The sequence below is a fragment of the Nitrosomonas sp. genome, from assembly GCF_019752095.1.
Lineage (GTDB): Bacteria > Pseudomonadota > Gammaproteobacteria > Burkholderiales > Nitrosomonadaceae > Nitrosomonas.
The window spans coordinates 1-19,934 of sequence record NZ_JAIEMO010000006.1; the positions used below are offsets into that span (position 1 = coordinate 1).

Annotated in this window: 15 protein-coding genes and 2 pseudogenes; 4 read left to right on the forward strand and 13 right to left on the reverse strand. The window is 44.6% G+C overall.

All coding sequences use genetic code 11. The annotated features are described in order from the left end of the window. A partial coding sequence (locus K2Q13_RS02510; RefSeq protein ID WP_292919083.1) for a calcium-binding protein occupies nucleotides 1-1,725 on the forward strand: 1,725 nt, incomplete at its 5' end. A gap of 208 nt (nucleotides 1,726-1,933) precedes the next feature. After that, nucleotides 1,934-2,785, forward strand: coding sequence for a 23S rRNA pseudouridine(2605) synthase RluB (gene rluB / locus K2Q13_RS02515; protein WP_292919084.1), 852 nt, complete (start codon nucleotides 1,934-1,936; stop codon nucleotides 2,783-2,785). Nucleotides 2,786-2,801: 16 nt separating this feature from the next. Here the strand turns inward: rluB and chrA are convergent, their stop codons facing one another. The 10 genes and pseudogenes from chrA to metE all read right to left on the reverse strand — a co-directional run bounded on the left by chrA (nucleotide 2,802) and on the right by metE (nucleotide 14,130). After that, a complete protein-coding gene (chrA, locus tag K2Q13_RS02520; RefSeq protein ID WP_292919085.1) occupies nucleotides 2,802-4,160 on the reverse strand; it encodes a chromate efflux transporter in 1,359 nt (452 codons plus the stop codon). A 40-nt stretch (nucleotides 4,161-4,200) separates the two neighbouring features. Then, a complete protein-coding gene (locus K2Q13_RS02525) occupies nucleotides 4,201-5,292 on the reverse strand; it encodes an aminopeptidase (RefSeq protein WP_292919086.1) in 1,092 nt (363 codons plus the stop codon). 362 nt (nucleotides 5,293-5,654) lie between these two features. Beyond that, nucleotides 5,655-7,073: a threonine synthase gene (thrC, locus tag K2Q13_RS02530; protein WP_292919087.1), complete on the reverse strand. Its 1,419-nt coding sequence runs from the start codon at nucleotides 7,071-7,073 to the stop codon at nucleotides 5,655-5,657. Nucleotides 7,074-7,149: 76 nt separating this feature from the next. Next, on the reverse strand, nucleotides 7,150-8,463 hold the full coding sequence (locus K2Q13_RS02535; RefSeq protein ID WP_292919088.1) for a homoserine dehydrogenase: 1,314 nt from the start codon (nucleotides 8,461-8,463) through the stop codon (nucleotides 7,150-7,152). Nucleotides 8,464-8,547: 84 nt separating this feature from the next. After that, nucleotides 8,548-9,774 carry a pyridoxal phosphate-dependent aminotransferase gene (locus K2Q13_RS02540; protein WP_292919089.1) on the reverse strand — a complete coding sequence of 409 codons (1,227 nt, stop codon included), beginning with the start codon at nucleotides 9,772-9,774 and terminating at the stop codon, nucleotides 8,548-8,550. Nucleotides 9,775-10,018: 244 nt separating this feature from the next. Continuing rightward, on the reverse strand, nucleotides 10,019-10,393 hold the full coding sequence (locus tag K2Q13_RS02545; RefSeq protein ID WP_292919090.1) for a transcriptional regulator: 375 nt from the start codon (nucleotides 10,391-10,393) through the stop codon (nucleotides 10,019-10,021). A 50-nt stretch (nucleotides 10,394-10,443) separates the two neighbouring features. After that, nucleotides 10,444-10,530, reverse strand: a pseudogene (locus K2Q13_RS13290) (type II toxin-antitoxin system HigB family toxin); the annotation flags it as partial. A 99-nt stretch (nucleotides 10,531-10,629) separates the two neighbouring features. Continuing rightward, nucleotides 10,630-10,818, reverse strand: a pseudogene (locus K2Q13_RS02555) (type II toxin-antitoxin system HigB family toxin); the annotation flags it as partial. 197 nt (nucleotides 10,819-11,015) lie between these two features. Next, nucleotides 11,016-11,759, reverse strand: a complete 744-nt coding sequence (locus K2Q13_RS02560) for a CADD family putative folate metabolism protein (protein WP_292919093.1) — start codon at nucleotides 11,757-11,759, stop codon at nucleotides 11,016-11,018. A gap of 70 nt (nucleotides 11,760-11,829) precedes the next feature. Next, entirely contained in the window at nucleotides 11,830-14,130 is a 2,301-nt protein-coding gene (gene metE / locus K2Q13_RS02565) for a 5-methyltetrahydropteroyltriglutamate--homocysteine S-methyltransferase (protein ID WP_292919094.1), read from the reverse strand. 101 nt (nucleotides 14,131-14,231) lie between these two features. On the opposite strand from metE, the gene K2Q13_RS02570 reads away from it, so the two are divergent. After that, on the forward strand, nucleotides 14,232-15,131 hold the full coding sequence (locus K2Q13_RS02570; RefSeq protein WP_292919095.1) for a LysR family transcriptional regulator: 900 nt from the start codon (nucleotides 14,232-14,234) through the stop codon (nucleotides 15,129-15,131). Between the two features lie 144 nt (nucleotides 15,132-15,275). On the opposite strand, the gene K2Q13_RS02575 is transcribed toward K2Q13_RS02570, so the two are convergent. Together K2Q13_RS02575 and K2Q13_RS02580 are read right to left on the reverse strand one after the other, a co-directional pair. Then, nucleotides 15,276-15,518: an FmdB family zinc ribbon protein gene (locus tag K2Q13_RS02575; protein WP_292919096.1), complete on the reverse strand. Its 243-nt coding sequence runs from the start codon at nucleotides 15,516-15,518 to the stop codon at nucleotides 15,276-15,278. A 234-nt stretch (nucleotides 15,519-15,752) separates the two neighbouring features. Then, nucleotides 15,753-16,406 (reverse strand): carbonic anhydrase, encoded by a 654-nt coding sequence (locus tag K2Q13_RS02580; protein WP_292919097.1) that lies wholly within the window; start codon nucleotides 16,404-16,406, stop codon nucleotides 15,753-15,755. 262 nt (nucleotides 16,407-16,668) lie between these two features. On the opposite strand from K2Q13_RS02580, the gene K2Q13_RS02585 reads away from it, so the two are divergent. Next, a complete protein-coding gene (locus tag K2Q13_RS02585) occupies nucleotides 16,669-18,231 on the forward strand; it encodes a sigma 54-interacting transcriptional regulator (RefSeq protein WP_292919098.1) in 1,563 nt (520 codons plus the stop codon). Between the two features lie 304 nt (nucleotides 18,232-18,535). Here the strand turns inward: K2Q13_RS02585 and rho are convergent, their stop codons facing one another. After that, the gene (rho, locus tag K2Q13_RS02590) at nucleotides 18,536-19,795 is read right to left on the reverse strand and encodes a transcription termination factor Rho (RefSeq protein ID WP_292919099.1); all 1,260 of its coding nucleotides are present in this window, start codon (nucleotides 19,793-19,795) and stop codon (nucleotides 18,536-18,538) included. Between the last annotated feature and the right edge of the window lie 139 nt (nucleotides 19,796-19,934).

The window sequence follows — 19,934 nt, forward strand, 5'->3', positions numbered from 1 at the left end:
TTCGCGGCAGCCAATTATTTTGATAATGTTCAAAATATTGAAGCCATTACAGTAGGCAATACCAATACCGTGGTCACAATTACCACGCAGGATACCTTGGTTGCAGCGGGAGCCACCTTGACACTTACGACTGCCGCCAATTCGGGTGTACTGACATTTAATGGCGCCGCAGAAACCGATGGCACCTTCAATATTACCGGTGGTTCGAGTAATGACATTATTACCGGTGGCTCTGGAAACGACACGCTGTCTGGAGGAAACGGCACCAATAATATAACCGCTGGGCTGGGCAATGACACGCTGTCTGGTGGCACAGGCAGCGACACCTTCACATTGGCGGCAGTCACGGGTTTAACCAGCGCGGATATCGTGAATGGAAGCACCGGAACGGACACGGTTGCCTTGACGGGCAATACAGCTTTCACTGCAACCAATGATTTTGATAATGTTCAGAATATTGAAGCCATTACACTAGGCAATACCAATACTGCGGTTACAATTACCACGCAGGATACCCTAGTTGCAGCGGGGGCCACCCTGACGCTTACAAATGCCGCCAATTCGGGTGTACTGACATTTACTGGTGCTGCAGAAACAAACGGCGTCTTCAATATTACCGGCGGTTCGGGTAATGACAACATTACGGGTGGAGCAGGTAATGACATCCTCGCCGGCGGAACCGGCAGCGATACACTAGTTGGTGGCACAGGTAATGAAACATTTACGTTTGCAGCGGTCACGGGGTTAACCAGTGCAGATGTCGTGGATGGAGGAACAGGAACGGACACGATTGCCTTGACCGGCAATACAGCCTTCGCGGCAGCCAATTATTTTGATAATGTTCAAAATATTGAAGCCATTACAGTAGGCAATACCAATACCGTGGTCACGATTACTACGCAGGATGCCTTGGTTGCAGCGGGAGCCACCTTGACACTTACGACTGCCGCCAATTCGGGTGTACTGACATTTAATGGCAGCGCAGATACCGACAGTGTCTTTTCCATCACAGGTGGAACGGGCAATGACAGCATTACGGGTGGTGCAGGTAATGACACACTCGCCGGTGGAACCGGCAACGATACGTTAGTCGGCGAGGGAGGCAATGACACCATTACTACTGGTGCCGGCACAGATAGTATTACTGGCGGCGCAGGTGCTGACACGATTACACTGGGTAGCAGCGGCAATGACAATACCCGACAAACGGCAATTTATACTTCGGTTTCGGACGGTGCTGCGGCAGGCGCGAACAATGGAGCCGATACTATCACCCAGTTTGACGCCAATGCTAATACTGCCACGGATGATTTAATTAAAATCACTGGCACTTTTAAAACATCACTTGATGATGATAGCGATAGCATTCTGGATTATTCGGTGAGCAACGGTAACGATTTAGGAGACCAAGCCATTATCGGTGGCGCTAATCAGGAAGCTACTGTATTGCTCGATGCAGAGTTAGAAGTTGTATTGGCCGACTTCACTACATCTGGACTGGCCAACCTGATTGCTGAGCTGGGTGAAGAAATCGACTTTACTGCGATAGCAACTGGGGAAGAACACCTGTTCATCATGAATTTCTCCCCCACACAAACCGCCGTGGTGAACTATACCGCAGGATCTGGAGGAGACGACGTAATTGTAGCAACGGATATCCAGATTCTGGGTATCGTGACGCATAATGATGGCTCAGGACTGGTAGCAAACGACCTAACATTCTAGGAAATAGAACTCGACCCAAGCTTTGATAAGCTCGGTGGTTCTCGTTTGACAAGCAAGTACTTATTACTCAACGTATTGAACGATCGTAACATTGCATGAATAATGATGGATAGTGCATGCTTGCGCTCTGGATAGTTTAAAATCCATCATTGTACGTTGCCTCAAATGATCGATTATTAGCCAGCACATTTTCCGGATTTAGACACTCATGAAAGCAAACAGGCCAATCAGACCAGCCAAGAAAAAAGCATCTATCGTAAACAATGAAGCGGCAGAACGATATCCCGTTCCTTCCAGTATACCGGCAGCACCCGATTCCAAAACACCGGCAACCACTTTCAAGCTGCAAAAACTACTGGCACAGAAGGGACTAGGTTCCCGGCGAGAAATGGAAACACTAATTGCTTCCGGACAAGTCAAACTAAACAGTCAAACAGCTGTGATTGGAGATCGTGCCGGCCCGGGCGACGTGATTCGTATCGGTAGGCGCACAATCCGCGTTCATGTGGAAGAAGAACTACCTAAAGTGCTGCTCTATCACAAACCGGAAGGTGAAATTGTCAGCCGTAATGATCCGCAAGACCGCCCTTCCGTTTTCGACAAACTGCCGTATTTACGATCTTCCAAATGGATCGCTATTGGTCGTCTGGATTTCAATACCAGTGGTCTGCTCATTTTCACCAACGATGGCGCATTAGCCAATCGCATGATGCATCCGCGCTTTGAAATGGAGCGAGAATATGCAGTGCGAATACTGGGCGAACTCACCGAGGAGCAAATGAAACAACTGACCACTGGCGTAACGCTAGAAGACGGTGAGGCGGCGTTCACCTATCTGGCTGATCAAGGTGGAGAAGGGGCTAATCACTGGTACCGCGTGATCCTGAAAGAAGGTAAGAATCGCGAAGTGCGGCGCATGTTTGAAGCCATAGGATTGACGGTAAGCCGCCTAATGCGTGTGCGTTTCGGTCCAATCAATCTGCCGCCCAGGATCAAGCGCGGACAATGGTTGGAGTTAGATGAGAAAGAATCTCGGCGATTGTTGAATTTGATTAAATAACGACTCAACTCACTGACTAGAAATAACCGAGCAGTAAGGTATAACTTAATCCAGCAGCAGCACAAAAACTGATGACCGTTACAATCCCTGCTTTATATTTGAACAAAGCGATATAGGCAGCAATTCCAATCAAAGCGGAAAACCATTCAAATGCAGCATCAAAGCCATCTGGCCACAACACGTGGTAGGCAAAGAAAACTGCCAAATTAACAATGACTCCAACTACAGCAGCGGTAATTCCAGTTAATGGCGCAGTAAATTTAATGTCATGCCGGGTAGCTTCAACAGCGGGCCCTCCCAACAAAATAAAAAGAAAAGATGGCAAGAATGTAAATAAGGTAGCAATACTGGCCCCGGCAAAACCAGCTAGAAAAAGCATGTCCGGACCAAAAATCGCCTTGCTCCAACCACCCACAAAACCGACAAAAGCGACAATCATAATCAGCGGACCCGGCGTAGTTTCACCCAACGCCAAGCCATCGATCATTTGCACTGCATTTAACCACATGTACTGCTCTACCCCACCTTGATACACATACGGTAGAACGGCATAGGCCCCGCCAAATGTCATTAACGCCGCTTTGGTAAAAAACCAGCCCATTTGCGTCAGCGTGCCAGCCCAGCCATACTGCATGGCAAGCATAATCATTACACCACCCCAAATTAACAGCCCGATGATGGCAAATGTAGTAAACCGACTCCACTGAAAGCGGGCATGATCTGGAATCGGCGTATTATCATCAATTAAAGCAGAGCCATAAGTATCCGTTGCTTTTACATGATGACTACCGGTACGAAATTTATCCGGTGCATAATGAGAACCGATATAGCCCATCAAACCCGCCATCAACACAATGTACGGAAAGGGTAAATTGAATACAAAGATAGCAATGAATGCTGCAACCGAAATAGCGCGCAATAGGTTGTTCTGCAGAGCTCGAGAACCAATACGATAAGCTGCAAAGAGCACAATAGCTGTTACCGCGGGTTTTATACCGTATAAAATACCTGCAATCGCAGGCACCTCACTATAAATCTGATAAATCCAAGTTAAAGCCACCAGAATAAAAAAAGAAGGCAGCACAAAAAGCATACCCGCCACTATGCCTCCCCAGGTACCATGCATCAACCAGCCAATATACGTCGCCAGTTGCTGAGCTTCCGGGCCCGGCAGCACCATCGTATAATTGAGTGCATGAAGAAAACGCTGCTCGGAAATCCAGCGTCGTCTTTCGACTAATTCCTGATGCATCATGCTAATCTGCCCCGCTGGCCCGCCAAAACTGACGAAACCAAGTTTCAGCCAGTAAATAAAAGCTTCCATGAAAGATACCGGATTAGGTCGGTCTTTATCTCGATGCGTTGTCTCTGACATGTATTTGCACTCTATGGATTTTTTAGTGGCGAGTTGAAAGTTATCTTTCGACGACATTCCATTGCTGATTATCTTCGGCCGCTTGTTGCAGGGCTGAATTCCGTTCATGCTTCGGCAACTTGCTGATTTTTATCACTGCATCGAAGAACCGCTGCATATCTTGGTCATGTTGTTTGAGTATTCCCTGAAATGCCGGCAACAACTGGGTATAAATAGAAACAGTAGCCAATAATGCATTATTCAAAGTTTGTCCAAACCAACGATCATAACTGCCAAACTCGCTCTTCTCGGCTTTCAAGTGCAAGAATTCATCGCGGAGTTCATCAAAAATACGCACTTTACTGGCGCGTTTCTCGGAGTCGCTGATATTCGAATGAAAAAGTTCTTGCAGTCTTTTTCGGTACTTGAATATCAAACTGGTAAAAATCGTTTCCCTTTCTTGTCGAGCGCTTAATGCCGCTTGTTCGAATGCTGTGCCGTTGCTTTCAAACCATCGCCTAACACCTTCATGCTCGACTGCGGTGGCAAAAGACTCATTAAACGCAGTGTCACCTGACACATAAACAATTTGATGCGCCAATTCATGAAAAATCAGCCGGGCAAGATTCGCTTCGGAATAACCAATAAAAGTATTCAGCACCGGGTCACTAAACCAGCCCAGCGTGGAATAGGCACGTATTCCACCGACATGAACATCGTAACCTTCCTGCCGGAGTTCTTCTGCATAGCGCTCAGCTTTTGCCTGCGAGAAAAAACCACGATAATTGACGCAACCAACCTGTACAAAGCACCATTCCTTGAGTTTAAGCGAAAGTTCAGGAGAAGCAAACACATTCCACACCACAAAAGGACGCTCTAAATCTGCATAACGAGTATAGCTCAAATTATCCGGCAATTTCAGCTCCTGACTTGCAAATTCACGCAACTGCATAACCAGAGTCAATGAATCTTTTAATTTTGGATCGATGTACGGATTTGTAATCACTGTGCTGATCGGCTGCGCACGGTGTATCACATTAAAATGCCCATCGACAGCTTGCGCATAATAAGAAAGATTGGCGCAAGCACTGAGCCAACCAAGCTGGGTCACAGCGATAAAAATCTTTAAGGTATATGAAATTCGTAATATCACTTTGGTCGATGAAGTAATAGTCTCTCAGAAATAGAGGTTAACTTTGATAACTTAAAACGTGAGAACTATTCTTGTTGTGTACAAGTAAAAGAAAAAAGTTGTTAATTTTTCATACAGCGCCATATTATTGATAGCGCCATGTAGTTTAACAGTTTTATAGAACTAATCGTGGAGTGAACTTGGCGCAACGAAGTAACCAGTCAAGTCACCAATGATAGTAAAAAACATTGGGTTTACGGTATGGTCTATATCATCAAAAGCTACAATGGTTGTAGCTTCGCCAATTCCGTATAAGGCAAATTCCAAAGCGAGCATAGATTGTGAATAACTCTTTACATTATTCCTTTCCAGAGTAAGAACGTCTACGCAGATAGCTTACATTGCTCGTCAATATAATCCTTAATCGCTTGTGCATCGACATCTTTAACCACATACCGCTGCGGAAGATTCTCTAAATTCTCGAAACCGGCCGGGCGTTCCGGTTCACGGCCAACGGCTTCTGCGATGCTCTCAGAAAATTTGGCTGGCAATGCGGTTTCCAGACAAATGAGTGGCACGCCCGATTCTTGATGTGCTTGCCCTACTTTCAGGCCATCCGCAGTGTGCGTATCGACCAATACATGATAACGCTGATAGATATCTCGAATGGTTGCGATCCGCGCGGCATGGTTGCTGCTGCCGGATACAAAACCGTAATCCTTGATTGCTGCAAATAATGGTGTGATTGATAGATCAAAGGTATTACCTTTGTCAACGGCTGACCATAATTCAGCCACCTGCTCTGCATTTCTGCCAGTCAAATCGAAAATGAAACGCTCGAAGTTGGAGGCTTTGGATATATCCATCGAAGGGCTACTGGTATGCTGGGTTTCCGTGGTGGTACGCGGACGGTACACGCCGGTTCGGAAAAATTCGTCAAGCACATCGTTTTCATTAGTTGCCAGAATCAGATGCTTAATGGGAAGGCCCATCATACGCGCAACATGCCCGGCGCAGATATTGCCAAAATTGCCGGATGGCACAGCAAACGAAACCTGTTCGTCATTATTTTTAGTCGCGGCAAAATAGCCTTTGAAGTAATAAACGACTTGCGCCACAATGCGCGCCCAGTTGATCGAATTGACTGTACCAATACGGTGCGCTTGTTTAAAGGCATGATCATTGCTGACAGCCTTGACGATATCCTGACAATCATCGAACACACCACGAATGGCGATATTGAAAATATTCTTATCTTGCAGTGAAAACATTTGCGCGGTTTGGAAACGGCTCATTTTTCCCTGCGGGGACAACATAAAAACTCGAATTCCGTGCTTACCACGCATGGCGTATTCGGCGCTGGAGCCGGTATCACCTGAAGTCGCACCAAGAATATTTAATTCGTTGCCGGTTTTGTCCAATTGATATTGAAACAAATTACCGAGCAACTGCATTGCGATGTCCTTGAATGCCAGAGTCGGGCCATTGGATAACCCCAATATATGCAAGCCGGGCTCCAAGGTTTTTAGCGACGTGATATCGGCACTGCCAAAAGTCTCGGCAGTATAGGTTTGATTGATCAAGTTGCGCAGATCGTCAGCCGGAATATCGTCAATAAAGCGTGACAGAATTTCGAATGCAAGCGCCGGATAACTCAAACTTCTCCAGACTTCCAATTGCGCCGCTGTGATTTTGGGATAGGCTGCCGGCATCGCCAATCCACCATCCGGAGACAAACCGCTCAAAAGAATTTCAGAAAAAGATTTGGGTGGCATTCCACCGCGGGTAGAAATATATTGCATGCTTGATTTTAGTTAGTTTTAAGTAACCGTGTTGTGTCCTACTTACAAAACGCAACGATAATCGGTATCCACAGCTTTAATTGTTTAATTCTTCGATGCGAACACGGATCACCTTGCTCGTTACCACGGGTAATGATTCAATGTGCGCGATTGCCGCATTGATATTTTTTTCAGCCGTCAAATGCGTCAACATGATAATGCCGACTTTATCGGAATCGCTGCTGGCTTCCTTCTGGATCATGGCGCTGATAGAAATATTATTCTCTGCCACAATGCGAGTAATTTCAGCCATTACGCCTGGTTTATCGATCACTTGCAAGCGCAGATAATACGAAGTTTCGACTTCTTCCATCGGAATAATCGGCGTATCGGATAATGAATCCGGCTGGAATGATAAGGTTGGAACGCGATGCATCGGATCAGCGGTTTGCATCCGCGTCACATCGACCAAATCCGCAATTACCGAACTGGCGGTTGGTTCAGCACCCGCTCCAGCACCATAGTATAGCGTCGCACCAACCGCATCACCGTTAACGACAACTGCATTCATCACGCCTTCGACGTTAGCGATTAATCGCCGCATTGGAATTAATGTGGGATGCACCCGCAATTCAATCCCTTTTGCCACACGTTTGGTAATCCCCAGCAGTTTGATCCGGTAACCGAGCTCTTCGGCATAGCGGATATCCTCGCCGGTCAGCTTAGTAATTCCTTCAGTATATACTTTACTAAATTGTACCGGTATACCAAATGCAATCGCCGACATCAAAGTGATTTTGTGCGCAGCATCAATGCCTTCAATATCATAGGTAGGGTCAGCTTCGGCATACCCAAGCTTTTGCGCCTGTGCCAGAACTTGCTCGAACGACAATCCCTTTTCGCGCATTTCTGACAAAATAAAATTTGCTGTGCCATTGATGATCCCGGCTATCCAGGTAATGCGATTGGCCGTCAATCCTTCGCGCAGCGCTTTAATGATCGGGATACCACCCGCCACCGCAGCCTCAAAAGCGACAATTACGCCTTTGGCTCGCGCCGCAGCAAAAATTTCGGTGCCGTGATTCGCCAGCAAAGCCTTATTGGCCGTTACCACATGCTTGCCATTGGCGATTGCTTCCAGAATCAGATCCTTGGCAATAGTCTGGCCACCGATCAGTTCTACCACGATATCAATATCAGGATTTTTAGTAATTTCATGCGCATCGGCAGTTACGATGACTCCAGAATCTGCCAAATTCCGGGCTTTATCCAGATCTTTGTCGGCTATCATCTTGACGACAATTTCCCGGCCCGCACGGCGCGCGATCTCTTCCTGGTTACGTTTGAGAACAGTGTATGTGCCACCACCAACGGTGCCAATGCCTAATAAACCAATGTGAATGGGTTTCATAAATTCAAATTAAAAATAAACAATTAAATTGATGCGTAATTATAAGGGCCAGCTGACGAGAAACAAAGTCAAAGCACTTGATGATTAAGTACCATGACGCTTGCGGTAATGCTGTAAAAAATGCGCAATGCGACCGCAAGCCTCAGTCAAATCATCCGCATTGGGCAAAAATACCACGCGAAAATGATCCGGCTTCATCCAATTAAAACCAGTGCCCTGCACTATTAAAACCTTCTCTTCAAGCAAAAGTTCCAATGCAAATTTTTGATCATCTTCAATCGGATAAATCTCGGGATCAAGGCGCGGAAACAAATACAACGCCGATTGTGGCTTAAAACAAGTTACACCAGGAATGTCAGTCAACAATTTCCACGCCACGTCGCGTTGGCGCATCAATCGACCTGCGGGCAAAGTTAGATCATAAATACTTTGATAACCCCCCAATGCGGTTTGAATCCCAAATTGCGACGGCACATTCGCACACAATCGCATAGATGCCAGCATATTCAATCCCGCAATGTAATCTCGAGCATGACCTTTTTCGCCCGATACCACCGCCCAACCGGAACGGAAGCCAGCCGCACGGTAATTTTTGGATAATCCGTTGAACGTCACAAACAAAACATCCTCCGCCAGTGACGCAATCGAGGTATGCGTTGCTTGTTCGTACAATATCTTGTCGTAGATCTCATCCGCATAAATGATCAACTGATGCTGCCGGGCAATTTCGATGATCTCGAGCAGTAATTCATTCGGATAGAGTGCGCCGGTGGGATTATTGGGGTTGATAATAACAATCGCGCGTGTCTTGGGTGTAATTTTGGCGCGAATATCATCCAGATTTGGCAACCAGCCCGACTCTTCATCGCACAAATAATGTTTGGCCATTCCACCTGAAAGCACAACTGCAGCAGTCCACAATGGATAATCCGGCATTGGAATCAACACTTCATCACCATTATCCAGTAATGCCTGCATCGTCAAAACAACCAGTTCAGATACGCCATTGCCAATAAAAATATCATCCAACTGCACATTTTTAATCTGCTTTTCTTGCGTATAATGCATAATCGCCTTACGCGCAGCAAACAATCCTTTAGAGTCGCAATAACCGGAAGCCTCCGACAAATTACGAATCACATCCTGCAGAATTTCCTCCGGCACATCAAAACCAAATGTCGCTGGGTTACCAATATTCAGTTTGATAATGTGATGTCCTTCTTCCTCCATTTGACGAGCGCGTTCAAGCACCGGGCCACGAATGTCATAACAAACATTCATCAATTTTCTGGATTTTAGAATTGGGCGCATGGTAATGAAGATGTTTTGCGAAGATCAAATGACAACCCCCGTTTAGACATGCAAAAATTATTCAAATGAGTCAAACCTTGTATTATATACGTTAAACACGCCGCTATCCGGCAAACTTGTAGAAGAAAATTAGAATAGAAAATCGAATATTTATGTGATGATTGGAATTAACAACTGCTACAAGAGCACCAATAAAAGAAATTACCTCTCGCAATCTCATGATGCTAAAAATAAAAAAAATGTTTTATGTAGCGCGTGTCTGGGAAGGTTGTTTTATCAGAGATTCAGCTGGAATACCCAGCTCTTGATGCAGCTTCCAGATCATTTTGAGTGTCAGAAAACGTTTGCGGTTTAATATCTCATACACGCGATTACTCTTTCCAATCATCGGTTCCAGATCTTTGACTGTTAGATCTTTCTGCTCCATTTCAAATTTGATGGCCTCAACAGGATCAGGCAAGTCAAGTGGAAAATGCTTCCGCTCGTAAGCCTCAACAAGCGTTACCAAAACATCCAGTTTTTCACCTTCTGGCGTGTTAGACTCTGCTGTCATGAGTATTTCTGCTTCCTTTAATATCCCGCGGTAGTCGGCATTAGTTTTGATTGGCTTGATGTCCATATTTCGAGCTGCCTCCAACGTTAAATAGTTTGCGCATTGATTTGATCGTATTAAGCATGAGTACCTATGAAACGAATATATACAACGCTGTATACATAGTTAATCCATATTACCAAGCGGTATTTGTTTCCAGCAATAAAGCACCCCGCCGCAAGTAGCGAGGTATTAAAAGCACTCTTCAGACTGCTGGTTTTCAACCAGCCTTCGCCCCAAGGGGCGAGGAATTAAACCCGGAAGAGATTAAATATGACTCTCCCGTCTTTCAGGATGCTGGCATTTTTAAAATTCGCTTTCACTTCAGCAGGTGTTGCCCAGTTAGCCTTTAGTGCGTGTCTATACCAAGCAAGTGTGGGTTGAATTGCATCTGCATAAGCAGGCTCATTGTCCCAGAATGCCTTCAAGGTAGACAAAGCAATAATTCTCATAGGAAAGATATTGGTCCCATTTCGGGACTCTGGCAACCGCTTTGATTGTGCAGCCTTAATCTATGACATGGAAGCCGATGAATATCGACAGTAAGTATGGTAATACGCAACATATGACAAGCCCAGTAGAAGCATAATCACGGAATTAGCGTTCACACTGAGCTTGTCACAAGAGATTGAAGCAAACTTTCGTATGCTTAATGTAAAGCTGCTGCTTCTTTTTGCTCGCACATCAGGTTAGCGCAATAGGTCTCATGGATTCCATCCAGGAAACCCCATAGTGCATCGCAAGCTTCTTGGGTTGCAGCTAACACTTCTGCTTGTTTTTCTGGGTTATCGGCAAATCGCTCGATGATTGCCCATTCAGCTTGAGAATGATAAACATCGGCCTTTTGATGGACTGAGAAGAATTCATAATCCTCAGGATTCTTCATACCATAAAACTTAGCCAATCCATCAATTTTTACCGCAGCAATGTCGGGCACTTGTGATTCAAACGCGTGTAACGCTGCAAGCCCTGCATAGAAAGGCCGATTTAAGCAAATATCCCGGAATGTGGAAACAAGCTTTTCGGTAGTCGGCAATGCGGATGCATTAGCTAAACTCTTGTCATTTGCACCCAATGCAAAAGCAAAATTTTTCCATAAAGCTGGATGATTTTTTTCGCCATGTTCTTCATCAATCAGATTTTTCAATACTTCCTGGCGCACGCTGATATCACCGCTATTTGACTCCGAATGCATATGTGGCGTATTAAAATGTACTGCGCTTAAGTAAGTAGGTTCAGCCAGTACATTATAGAAATATTGCTCGGCGTAATGGCGTAATTGCTCCTTCGTCAATTTTCCTTCGGTCCAGGCAATATAGAACGGATGTTTGAGCAGATGTTTTTCGCCGATAATGGCAGTAATTTTTTGCTTGAGTATGGTATTGGTCGTCATGATTACTCCTTTTAAACCGTGATGGATAAAGTGTTGCATATCATCGCTAAATAACACCGGCAAGTCAAATTTAGCTGATCTGCTCTGTGCTTAAATTGCGGGCTAAATGCCGACTAGCAGCAATCATATTGTGCAATGCCGGTTTTACTTCTTCCCAAGTGCGCGTTTTTAGCCCGCAATCCGGATTCACCCACAAGCGCTCAACTGGTATTCGTTGCGCAGCTTTCTCCATTAATTCAATAATAGAATCAACAGAAGGTATATTGGGTGAGTGGATATCATACACCCCTGGGCCGATTTCATTCGGATATCGAAACTGATCAAAGGCATCCAGCAGTTCCATATCCGAGCGCGACGTCTCGATCGTGATTACATCAGCATCCATGCGTGCTATCGCCGCCATAATGTCATTGAATTCCGAATAACACATATGCGTATGAATTTGTGTTTCATCTTTTACACCGTTTGCGGTGATACGGAATGCACGAATAGCCCAATCCAGATAACCATTCCATTGCGATCTTCTGAGCGGTAGACCTTCTCTCATTGCAGCTTCATCAATCTGAATAATTTTAATGCCCGCTTGCTCCAAAGCCAGAACCTCATCGCGTATCGCAAGCGCCAACTGCATACATGTTTGCTCACGGGTTTGATCGTCACGCACAAATGACCAATTCAGCATCGTCACCGGGCCCGTAAGCATTCCTTTCATCGGCTTACGGGTAAGCGATTGAGCATATTGAATCCATTCTGTAGTCATTGCATGCGAATGTGAAACATCGCCATAAATAATCGGCGGCTTGACACAACGTGATCCATAAGACTGCACCCAGCCAAATTGAGTAAAAGCAAATCCGGCAAGTTGCTCGCCGAAATACTCCACCATATCGTTACGCTCCGGCTCACCATGAACAAAAACATCCAGCCCCAATGCCTCCTGTTCGCGCACACAAAATTCAATTTCTTTACGCATCGCTTTCCGATAATCCGTTTCCAGCAGTTTACCTGCACGAAAATCACGGCGTTTCTGCCTGATTTCCAACGTCTGCGGGAAAGAACCAATCGTTGTGGTTGGAAACAGTGGCAATTGGAACTGCTTGCGTTGCACGATTGATCGCTGATCATAAGACGATTGACGGATACCCATCGCCTCATTGATCTCACGTACACGCGCTTTCGTTTTCTCATGATGTACGCGTTTGGATTGCTTGCGGCTAGAAACTGACGCGCTATTTTCCAGCAGAATCTCAGCAACGCTTTCTCTACCATGATTCAAAGCATTTGCCAGCACTCCGATTTCATTTAATTTCTGTGTAGCAAATGCCAACCACGACCGAATATCCGCATCGAGTTTCTGTTCACTATCCAGATCAACCGGTACATGTAGTAAAGAACAAGAAGGCGTTAGCCAAAGCCGCTCTTGCAGGCGCGCATGCACCGGCTCCAGCCAATTGAGTGTCTCAGTTAAATCGGTTTTCCAGATATTACGCCCGTTAACAACACCTAGCGAAAGTACTTTATGCCTGGGCAACCAGTCAATGACCTTGTCAATTTCGTCATAAGCCGTGACAGCATCCAGATGCAATCCCTGAACCGGCAGTTCGCAAGCAAGCTGCAGATTGTCTTGCAATTGCCCAAAATACGTCGTCAACATCAGATTGACAGGCGTAGCTTGTAATTGATAATAAGAATTTCGCACCGCATGTTTCCACTCCTGCGTCAATTCCATGACCAAAATCGGCTCGTCGATTTGCACCCAGTGAATACCCGCATGCTTGAGTTGATCGAGCAATTGCGCATAGACGCCGAGTAAATCGTCCAATCGATCAAGCTTATCGCTGCCATCCTTGGATTTTCCCAGCCATAAATAAGTGACCGGCCCGAGAATGACGGGTTTAATGTGACGATGGATTTTCTGAGCTTGTTGAATTTGTTCGAGTAAGTGGTCGGCATTCAACGCAAACCGTGTATTTCGGTTAAACTCGGGTACGATATAGTGATAATTGGTATCAAACCATTTTGTCATTTCACCTGCATTAACACATGAATGAGCAGCGATATCGTGTGCTGAACGGCCTCTCGCCACACGAAAATAATTGTCTATCGGACTACTGGCAGAAAATGAACTGACCCGCTGCGGAATATTGCCCAGCATAAAACTCATATCCAGCACATGATCGTATAATGAAAAATCACCCACCGGAATCCAATCGAGCATGGACTGATCCTGCCAATGTTGGATGCGAAGGTCTGCTGCAGTATCTGATAAAGCTTGTTCAGAAATATCACCTTTCCAGTATTTTTCCAAAGCAAATTTTAATTCCCGGTTTCTACCAATGCGCGGGAACCCCAGATTGTGTGTTGTTACCATAATTTCATCACCACTCATAAATATTGATTGAGTTATTGTACGAATAAGGATTAATAAATAATAATGATAAATTTTAATCTATCAATTAGGTTTTCTCATAAATGATCGAACACAGCCACCTTAAGATTATCCAAGCGCTTCATATCAATGGCACGCTTACCGAAGCCGCCAATGCGCTATGTTTAAGCCAACCCGCCTTATCACATCAGATTAGCTACCTGGAAAAAAAACTAAGCGTTACATTGTGGGAGCGTGAAGGTCGCAACTTGCGCTTGACTCAAGCGGGAAAACTCCTACTTGAAGTAGCTAATCAAGTGTTGCCGGTTTTGTCCCAAGCGGAAAAAACACTTGGAGCCTATAGCGAAGGCCGGCAAGGAATTTTACGCATCGGCGTGGAATGTTACCCTTGCTTTGAATGGCTCACTGGGATGATTGGGCAGTTCATGCGGAAAATGCCTGAGATGGATATCGATATCGTGCAAAAATTCCAATTTACCGGATTGGAAGGTTTGCTCAATCATCATATTGATGTTTTGATCACACCCGATATGGTCAAAAAAGAAAATATCTTTTATGAAGTTTTGGCTGAATATCAATTGGTATTGCTAGTGTCTGCCAATCACCCATTGGCAAACACAAAATATCTAACACCCGAGCTTTTGAGTAAGGAAACCTTGCTAACTTTTCCAGTATCACTGGAAAGATTGGATATTCTGACGCATTTCATGACACTCGCACACCTTGAACCAGCCAAGCTAAAACAAATAGAGTCCTTAGAAATCATGTTACAAATGACAGTGCTCAAACGCGGAGTTTGTGTCTTGCCTGAATGGCTGACAGATATTAAAAGTAAAGATCTCAAACTCAGAAAAATTCGCATTGGCAAAAAAGGACTCTATCAGAAATTATTACTAGCAATGCGAGAATCTGACAAGGCTATTCCTTATATTCAACAATTTATCGCGGTCGGACAAAAAATAGCAGAAGATTCTACGACATAACCTCAAGATGTTCTCGACAGACAAACATTCAATTGGAACACTTGCAGGATTGCCTTCACTGCATTGAACAGTAGCCATTACCAGAAGTGACATAACACTCCGCCCTACAACATGAATAGAGCTTTATTCATGCGCTTAAGAATACTAATGATTCCTGCATCCGCATCCAGGTCCATGCACATGATTTGCCTGATCGATTTTCGGCTGCAGCGAGTGCATTGCCAGATCACGGCCATGTGCCATGTTGCCGCGCATTGCAGGAGCAGAAAGAATAATTTTTTCTGTTGCACTTCCGCAGGCTAAGCAATTTGGGTTGGACGCATTGATTGAGTGGCGTATTTCGAATTGTAACTTGCACTGTGTGCACAAATAATCATAAGTTGGCATTTTAGAATTGCTATCCATTAACAAGACGTTTCTCAAAAAAGCCGTTGAAAAACTATATGCATTGCCGCTGCGGTGTTAAAAACAGGTTCAAAATACTCATTTATTAGGCATAATGCGCCATTTTACCTGTTTTCGCCTTGCATCAGCTACTTCGAAAACGTTTTTCATCGGCCTGTTAAGACGTGACCACTTGATATCACAAATGATCACGCTTCTAAGTTTTATTGTTTAAATTTAGCTCCAACGAGGCGGCTGCTTCCCTTTGACACCAAATTGATCTGAAGTGACATCGGTTCTCGCTCTTTTTTCAGCGTCTCGTGTGGGCGCTCTCAGCCGACGCGTTTCAACTTCCCAAACCCAGCCGCTGATGACTACATCTTTTGGAATAAGCGGATGATTCTTAAATGCTTCTATCGTTTTCATACAAGTTTCATCTACATCATCCATCATCCCAATCCATTTGGCAAAAGCCCCTTGCTCCAGTTTCAATTCGGGCAATGTCGGGTCCAGCGCAATATTATCGGTGTCGACTCCCTTGTCGCGCAGCATTTTCTCCAGATCGGTCGCATTTGCAGACAGCATGCCACATTGCGTATGCTGCACTATGACGATTTCCTTGGTACCAAAAAAATTGCAAGTCAGCATCGCCGAGCGAATTGCATCGTCAGTGACGATACCCCCTGCATTGCGAAAGCAGTGCGCATCCCCGCCACCTGCTGGGGTATCTACTTGAATACCAAGCGCTTCATCGATCGGCAGACGTTCGTCCATACAAGCCAGCACCCACAACTTTCGGTTATTATGTCCGTCCGGTCCATGACGACGACGTTCTGCCCAGTGATCATATGCGGCGACGCGTGTGCTCAATTCCTCTTTGAGTGTTTTCAATTTTGAATCTCCTTATTAATCCGTAGAATTTTAAAATCCTTACTGATCTACTATTTCGTTAGAATTATGACGGTTGTATAACGGGTACTTAGCCCGCGCATCTGATTATTTTCAGATGTACTAAAGTTACACGCAAATACCATGCCATTTAGAAATAAATATATTAATCATTAATTACAACAAGTTAACTTTAAGACGTTGCCACGTTTGTGCAGCCATGGTTCAATTAGTGAAGCTCAACTTCACATCCAAGTCATAATCTATGAAAAATAGCCCTCTCTCCGAATTAACACCAGTCTTTTTTTTGCAAACCTTTATTCTTGAACTGATGCATGCCAGCGAACAACAAGGTCAGAAGCATTGCGAACAATTGATTGAGCATATCGCTAAAACTGCTGGATGCTTTTTTGAAGAAACTTATCGAGATAATACACATAAAAATGAGCAGCTTGATGTTGAAAGCTACACCGAACTCATACTCGATATCAAGAATAATATCGGCGGTAAATTTTCACTTGTTTCCAGCAATCAAGACTGTATTACTGTTACAAATTCCTGCTGTCCTTTCGGCGAACAAGTGACCAATTTTCCTGAGTTATGCAGAATGACCTCCAGTGTATTTGGAGGCATCGCAGCCAGAAATTTTGGTTATGCCAAGGTTGAAATCAAGAAAAGCATAGCCCGCCAAGATGGCAAATGCGATGTTTGTATTTACACCAATCCACAAGCGGCAAAAGGACATACTGGAATGGAATATACCGATACAACACCCGTCAAGGAAATTAATGATATAAATGAATTGCAGTGTCGGATTGAGACAAAACTGCAAAGGCTTTGGCACAAGCAAAGCAAGCAAATATCAAAAAAATATCAACCTCCTGCGATCATAGCAAAATCACCGATGATGCAAAAAATACTGCAATCAATCGAGGTTATTGCACCTACTCCAGCGACGGTGTTAATTCAGGGCCAAACAGGTGTAGGTAAAGAATTAATAGCGCGCGCCATACACGCGATGAGCGATCGCCACCACAAGCCTTTTATCACCATTAACTGTGGCGCAATCCCGGAAAGTCTGATTGAAACCGCCTTGTTTGGGCACGAGAAAGGCGCTTTTACTGGCGCCATAGAAGTACACCATGGCTATTTCGAAAGAGCCGAAGGTGGCACCTTGTTTCTGGACGAAATTGACTCCTTGTCGCCCGCGGCACAAACTCGGTTGCTTCGTGTAATCCAGGAAGCAGAGCTGGAAAGAGTCGGAGGAAAACAAACATTAGCGGTTGATGTCAGGATCATTTCAGCCACAAACCAGAATCTGGAGGATCTGATCAAGCAGGATTTATTTCGCAATGATCTGTATTACCGTGTCAACGTAGTCCGCTTAAACATCCCTTCGTTGACCGAACGACCGGAAGATTTACCTTACCTTGTGCAATTGATTATCCAGCGGTTGAACAATCGGTATAACAAAGAAATTGAATCAGTAAGCCGTGAAGTCATGCAAAAAATACGCGCCTATCATTGGCCAGGCAATGTTCGCGAGTTGGAAAATATTCTTGAGCGCAGCATGCTGTTTGCCTGTGGCAAAGAAATGACCGAACTGGATTTAGAGCATCCACTTGAGAGCGGAAGTGCTGTGGAATGGAAAGACTTAAAAGAAAATACGCTTGCCAAGATAGAGAAATCGTTTCTTGAAGCAGCTCTAAAACAACATCACGGAAATATAAAAAGTGTCTCCGAAAACATGGGAATCACATCGCGCGCTGTTTACGCTAAGCTAAAAAAATACAAAATTAACTTAGTGGATTTCAGAACTCATGATTAATAGCAATTAGCAGGCCGCTGAAAAACGTTTTCGAAGCAGTTGATGCAAGGCAGAAACAGGTGAAAAAGCGCAGTTTATGCCTAATAAATAAGCATTTTTAACCTGTTTTTAACACCGCAGCGGCAATGCAGATAGTTTTTCAACGCTCTGTTGGATAGAAGCTCTGATTCTGGTTTACTGACACTGCATATTTTTCTAAGAAAATCAGGCGGTATCGATGAAACAAATAATTGAAATTCCTATACCGCTTTTAGGATAGCAGCTATTAATTCCATTATTATCTCTGCATTAAATAGACTTAATTCTACACCCTTCTCATTGAATCAAAAAAATCAGAGTTGTTTTTGGTACCTTTGATTTTATCCAATAGAAACCCCATTGCATCCATATCATCCATTGGATGCAGCAACTTACGCAACACCCAGATTTTCTGCAAAACCTCGGGGGCGATCAATAGTTCTTCACGACGTGTGCTTGATCGGTTCACGTTAATTGAAGGATAAATCCGTTTCTCAGCCATGCGGCGATCCAGATGAATTTCCATATTACCGGTACCTTTGAATTCCTCATAAATCACGTCATCCATCCGTGACCCGGTATCAATCAAGGCGGTTGCAATAATAGTCAACGATCCGCCTTCTTCTATATTTCGCGCGGCACCGAAGAAACGCTTAGGACGCTGCAATGCGCTTGCATCCACACCACCCGTCAGCACCTTCCCGGATGCAGGCACTATAGCGTTATAAGCACGAGCCAGCCGCGTAATCGAATCCAGCAGTATCACCACATCTTTCTTGTGCTCGACCAAACGCTTGGCTTTTTCAATGACCATTTCGGCTACTTGCACATGCCGTGAGGCGGATTCATCGAAGGTAGAAGAAATCACTTCTCCTCTGACAGATCGGATCATTTCCGTGACTTCTTCCGGACGTTCATCAATCAATAGCACCATCAGAATCACATCCGGATGATTAGCTGCGATGGCGTGCGCAATATGTTGCAACATGACGGTTTTGCCTGATTTAGGGCTAGCCACCAGCAACCCACGCTGCCCCTTACCGATCGGAGCAATCAAATCGATAATACGGCTGGTAATGTTTTCTTCAGCTTTAATATCTCGTTCAAGTATCAATCGTTCATCAGGAAACAGCGGCGTCAAATTTTCAAACAGAATTTTCTGTTTAGAGTTTTCTGGTGGCTCGTTATTAACTTTATCAACTTTCACCAGCGCAAAATAACGCTCTCCATCCTTGGGCGGACGAATCTCTCCATCGATTGAATCACCGGTATGCAAATTAAAACGCCGGATTTGGCTTGGTGAAATATAAATATCATCCGGGCCGGCTAAATATGAAGTATCTGGGGAGCGTAAAAAGCCAAATCCATCCTGCAGCACTTCCAGTGTCCCATGACCATAAATATTCTCACCCTTACGTGCCTGATTTTTAAGCAACGCAAAAATTACGTCTTGCTTTCGCATTCGGTTGGCGCCGTCAATTTCGTTTTCGACGGCCATTTTCACTAATTCAGTGACATGTAAATTTTTTAGATCAGATAAGCGCATGAGAAAGCTCTTGAAAAAGAATACTTAGGAAAAAAATAGGATACTGGAAAGGAAAATATTACAGATGGGGTAATAAAAATAGTCGTGATGTGGTTTTTATCAATGCATAATCCTCAAATCTATCTACTTAGACTAGCCT

Bases quoted from the DNA above. Each gene is read 5' to 3' on its own strand.
- rluB (WP_292919084.1), top strand. From the start codon at position 1,934: ATGAAAGCAAACAGGCCAATCAGACCAGCCAAGAAAAAAGCATCTATC.
- chrA (WP_292919085.1), bottom strand. From the start codon at position 4,160: ATGTCAGAGACAACGCATCGAGATAAAGACCGACCTAATCCGGTATCT.
- thrC (WP_292919087.1), bottom strand. From the start codon at position 7,073: ATGCAATATATTTCTACCCGCGGTGGAATGCCACCCAAATCTTTTTCT.
- K2Q13_RS02535 (WP_292919088.1), bottom strand. From the start codon at position 8,463: ATGAAACCCATTCACATTGGTTTATTAGGCATTGGCACCGTTGGTGGT.
- K2Q13_RS02540 (WP_292919089.1), bottom strand. From the start codon at position 9,774: ATGCGCCCAATTCTAAAATCCAGAAAATTGATGAATGTTTGTTATGAC.
- K2Q13_RS02545 (WP_292919090.1), bottom strand. From the start codon at position 10,393: ATGGACATCAAGCCAATCAAAACTAATGCCGACTACCGCGGGATATTA.
- K2Q13_RS02560 (WP_292919093.1), bottom strand. From the start codon at position 11,759: ATGACGACCAATACCATACTCAAGCAAAAAATTACTGCCATTATCGGC.
- metE (WP_292919094.1), bottom strand. From the start codon at position 14,130: ATGGTAACAACACACAATCTGGGGTTCCCGCGCATTGGTAGAAACCGG.
- K2Q13_RS02570 (WP_292919095.1), top strand. From the start codon at position 14,232: ATGATCGAACACAGCCACCTTAAGATTATCCAAGCGCTTCATATCAAT.
- K2Q13_RS02575 (WP_292919096.1), bottom strand. From the start codon at position 15,518: ATGCCAACTTATGATTATTTGTGCACACAGTGCAAGTTACAATTCGAA.
- K2Q13_RS02585 (WP_292919098.1), top strand. From the start codon at position 16,669: ATGAAAAATAGCCCTCTCTCCGAATTAACACCAGTCTTTTTTTTGCAA.
- rho (WP_292919099.1), bottom strand. From the start codon at position 19,795: ATGCGCTTATCTGATCTAAAAAATTTACATGTCACTGAATTAGTGAAA.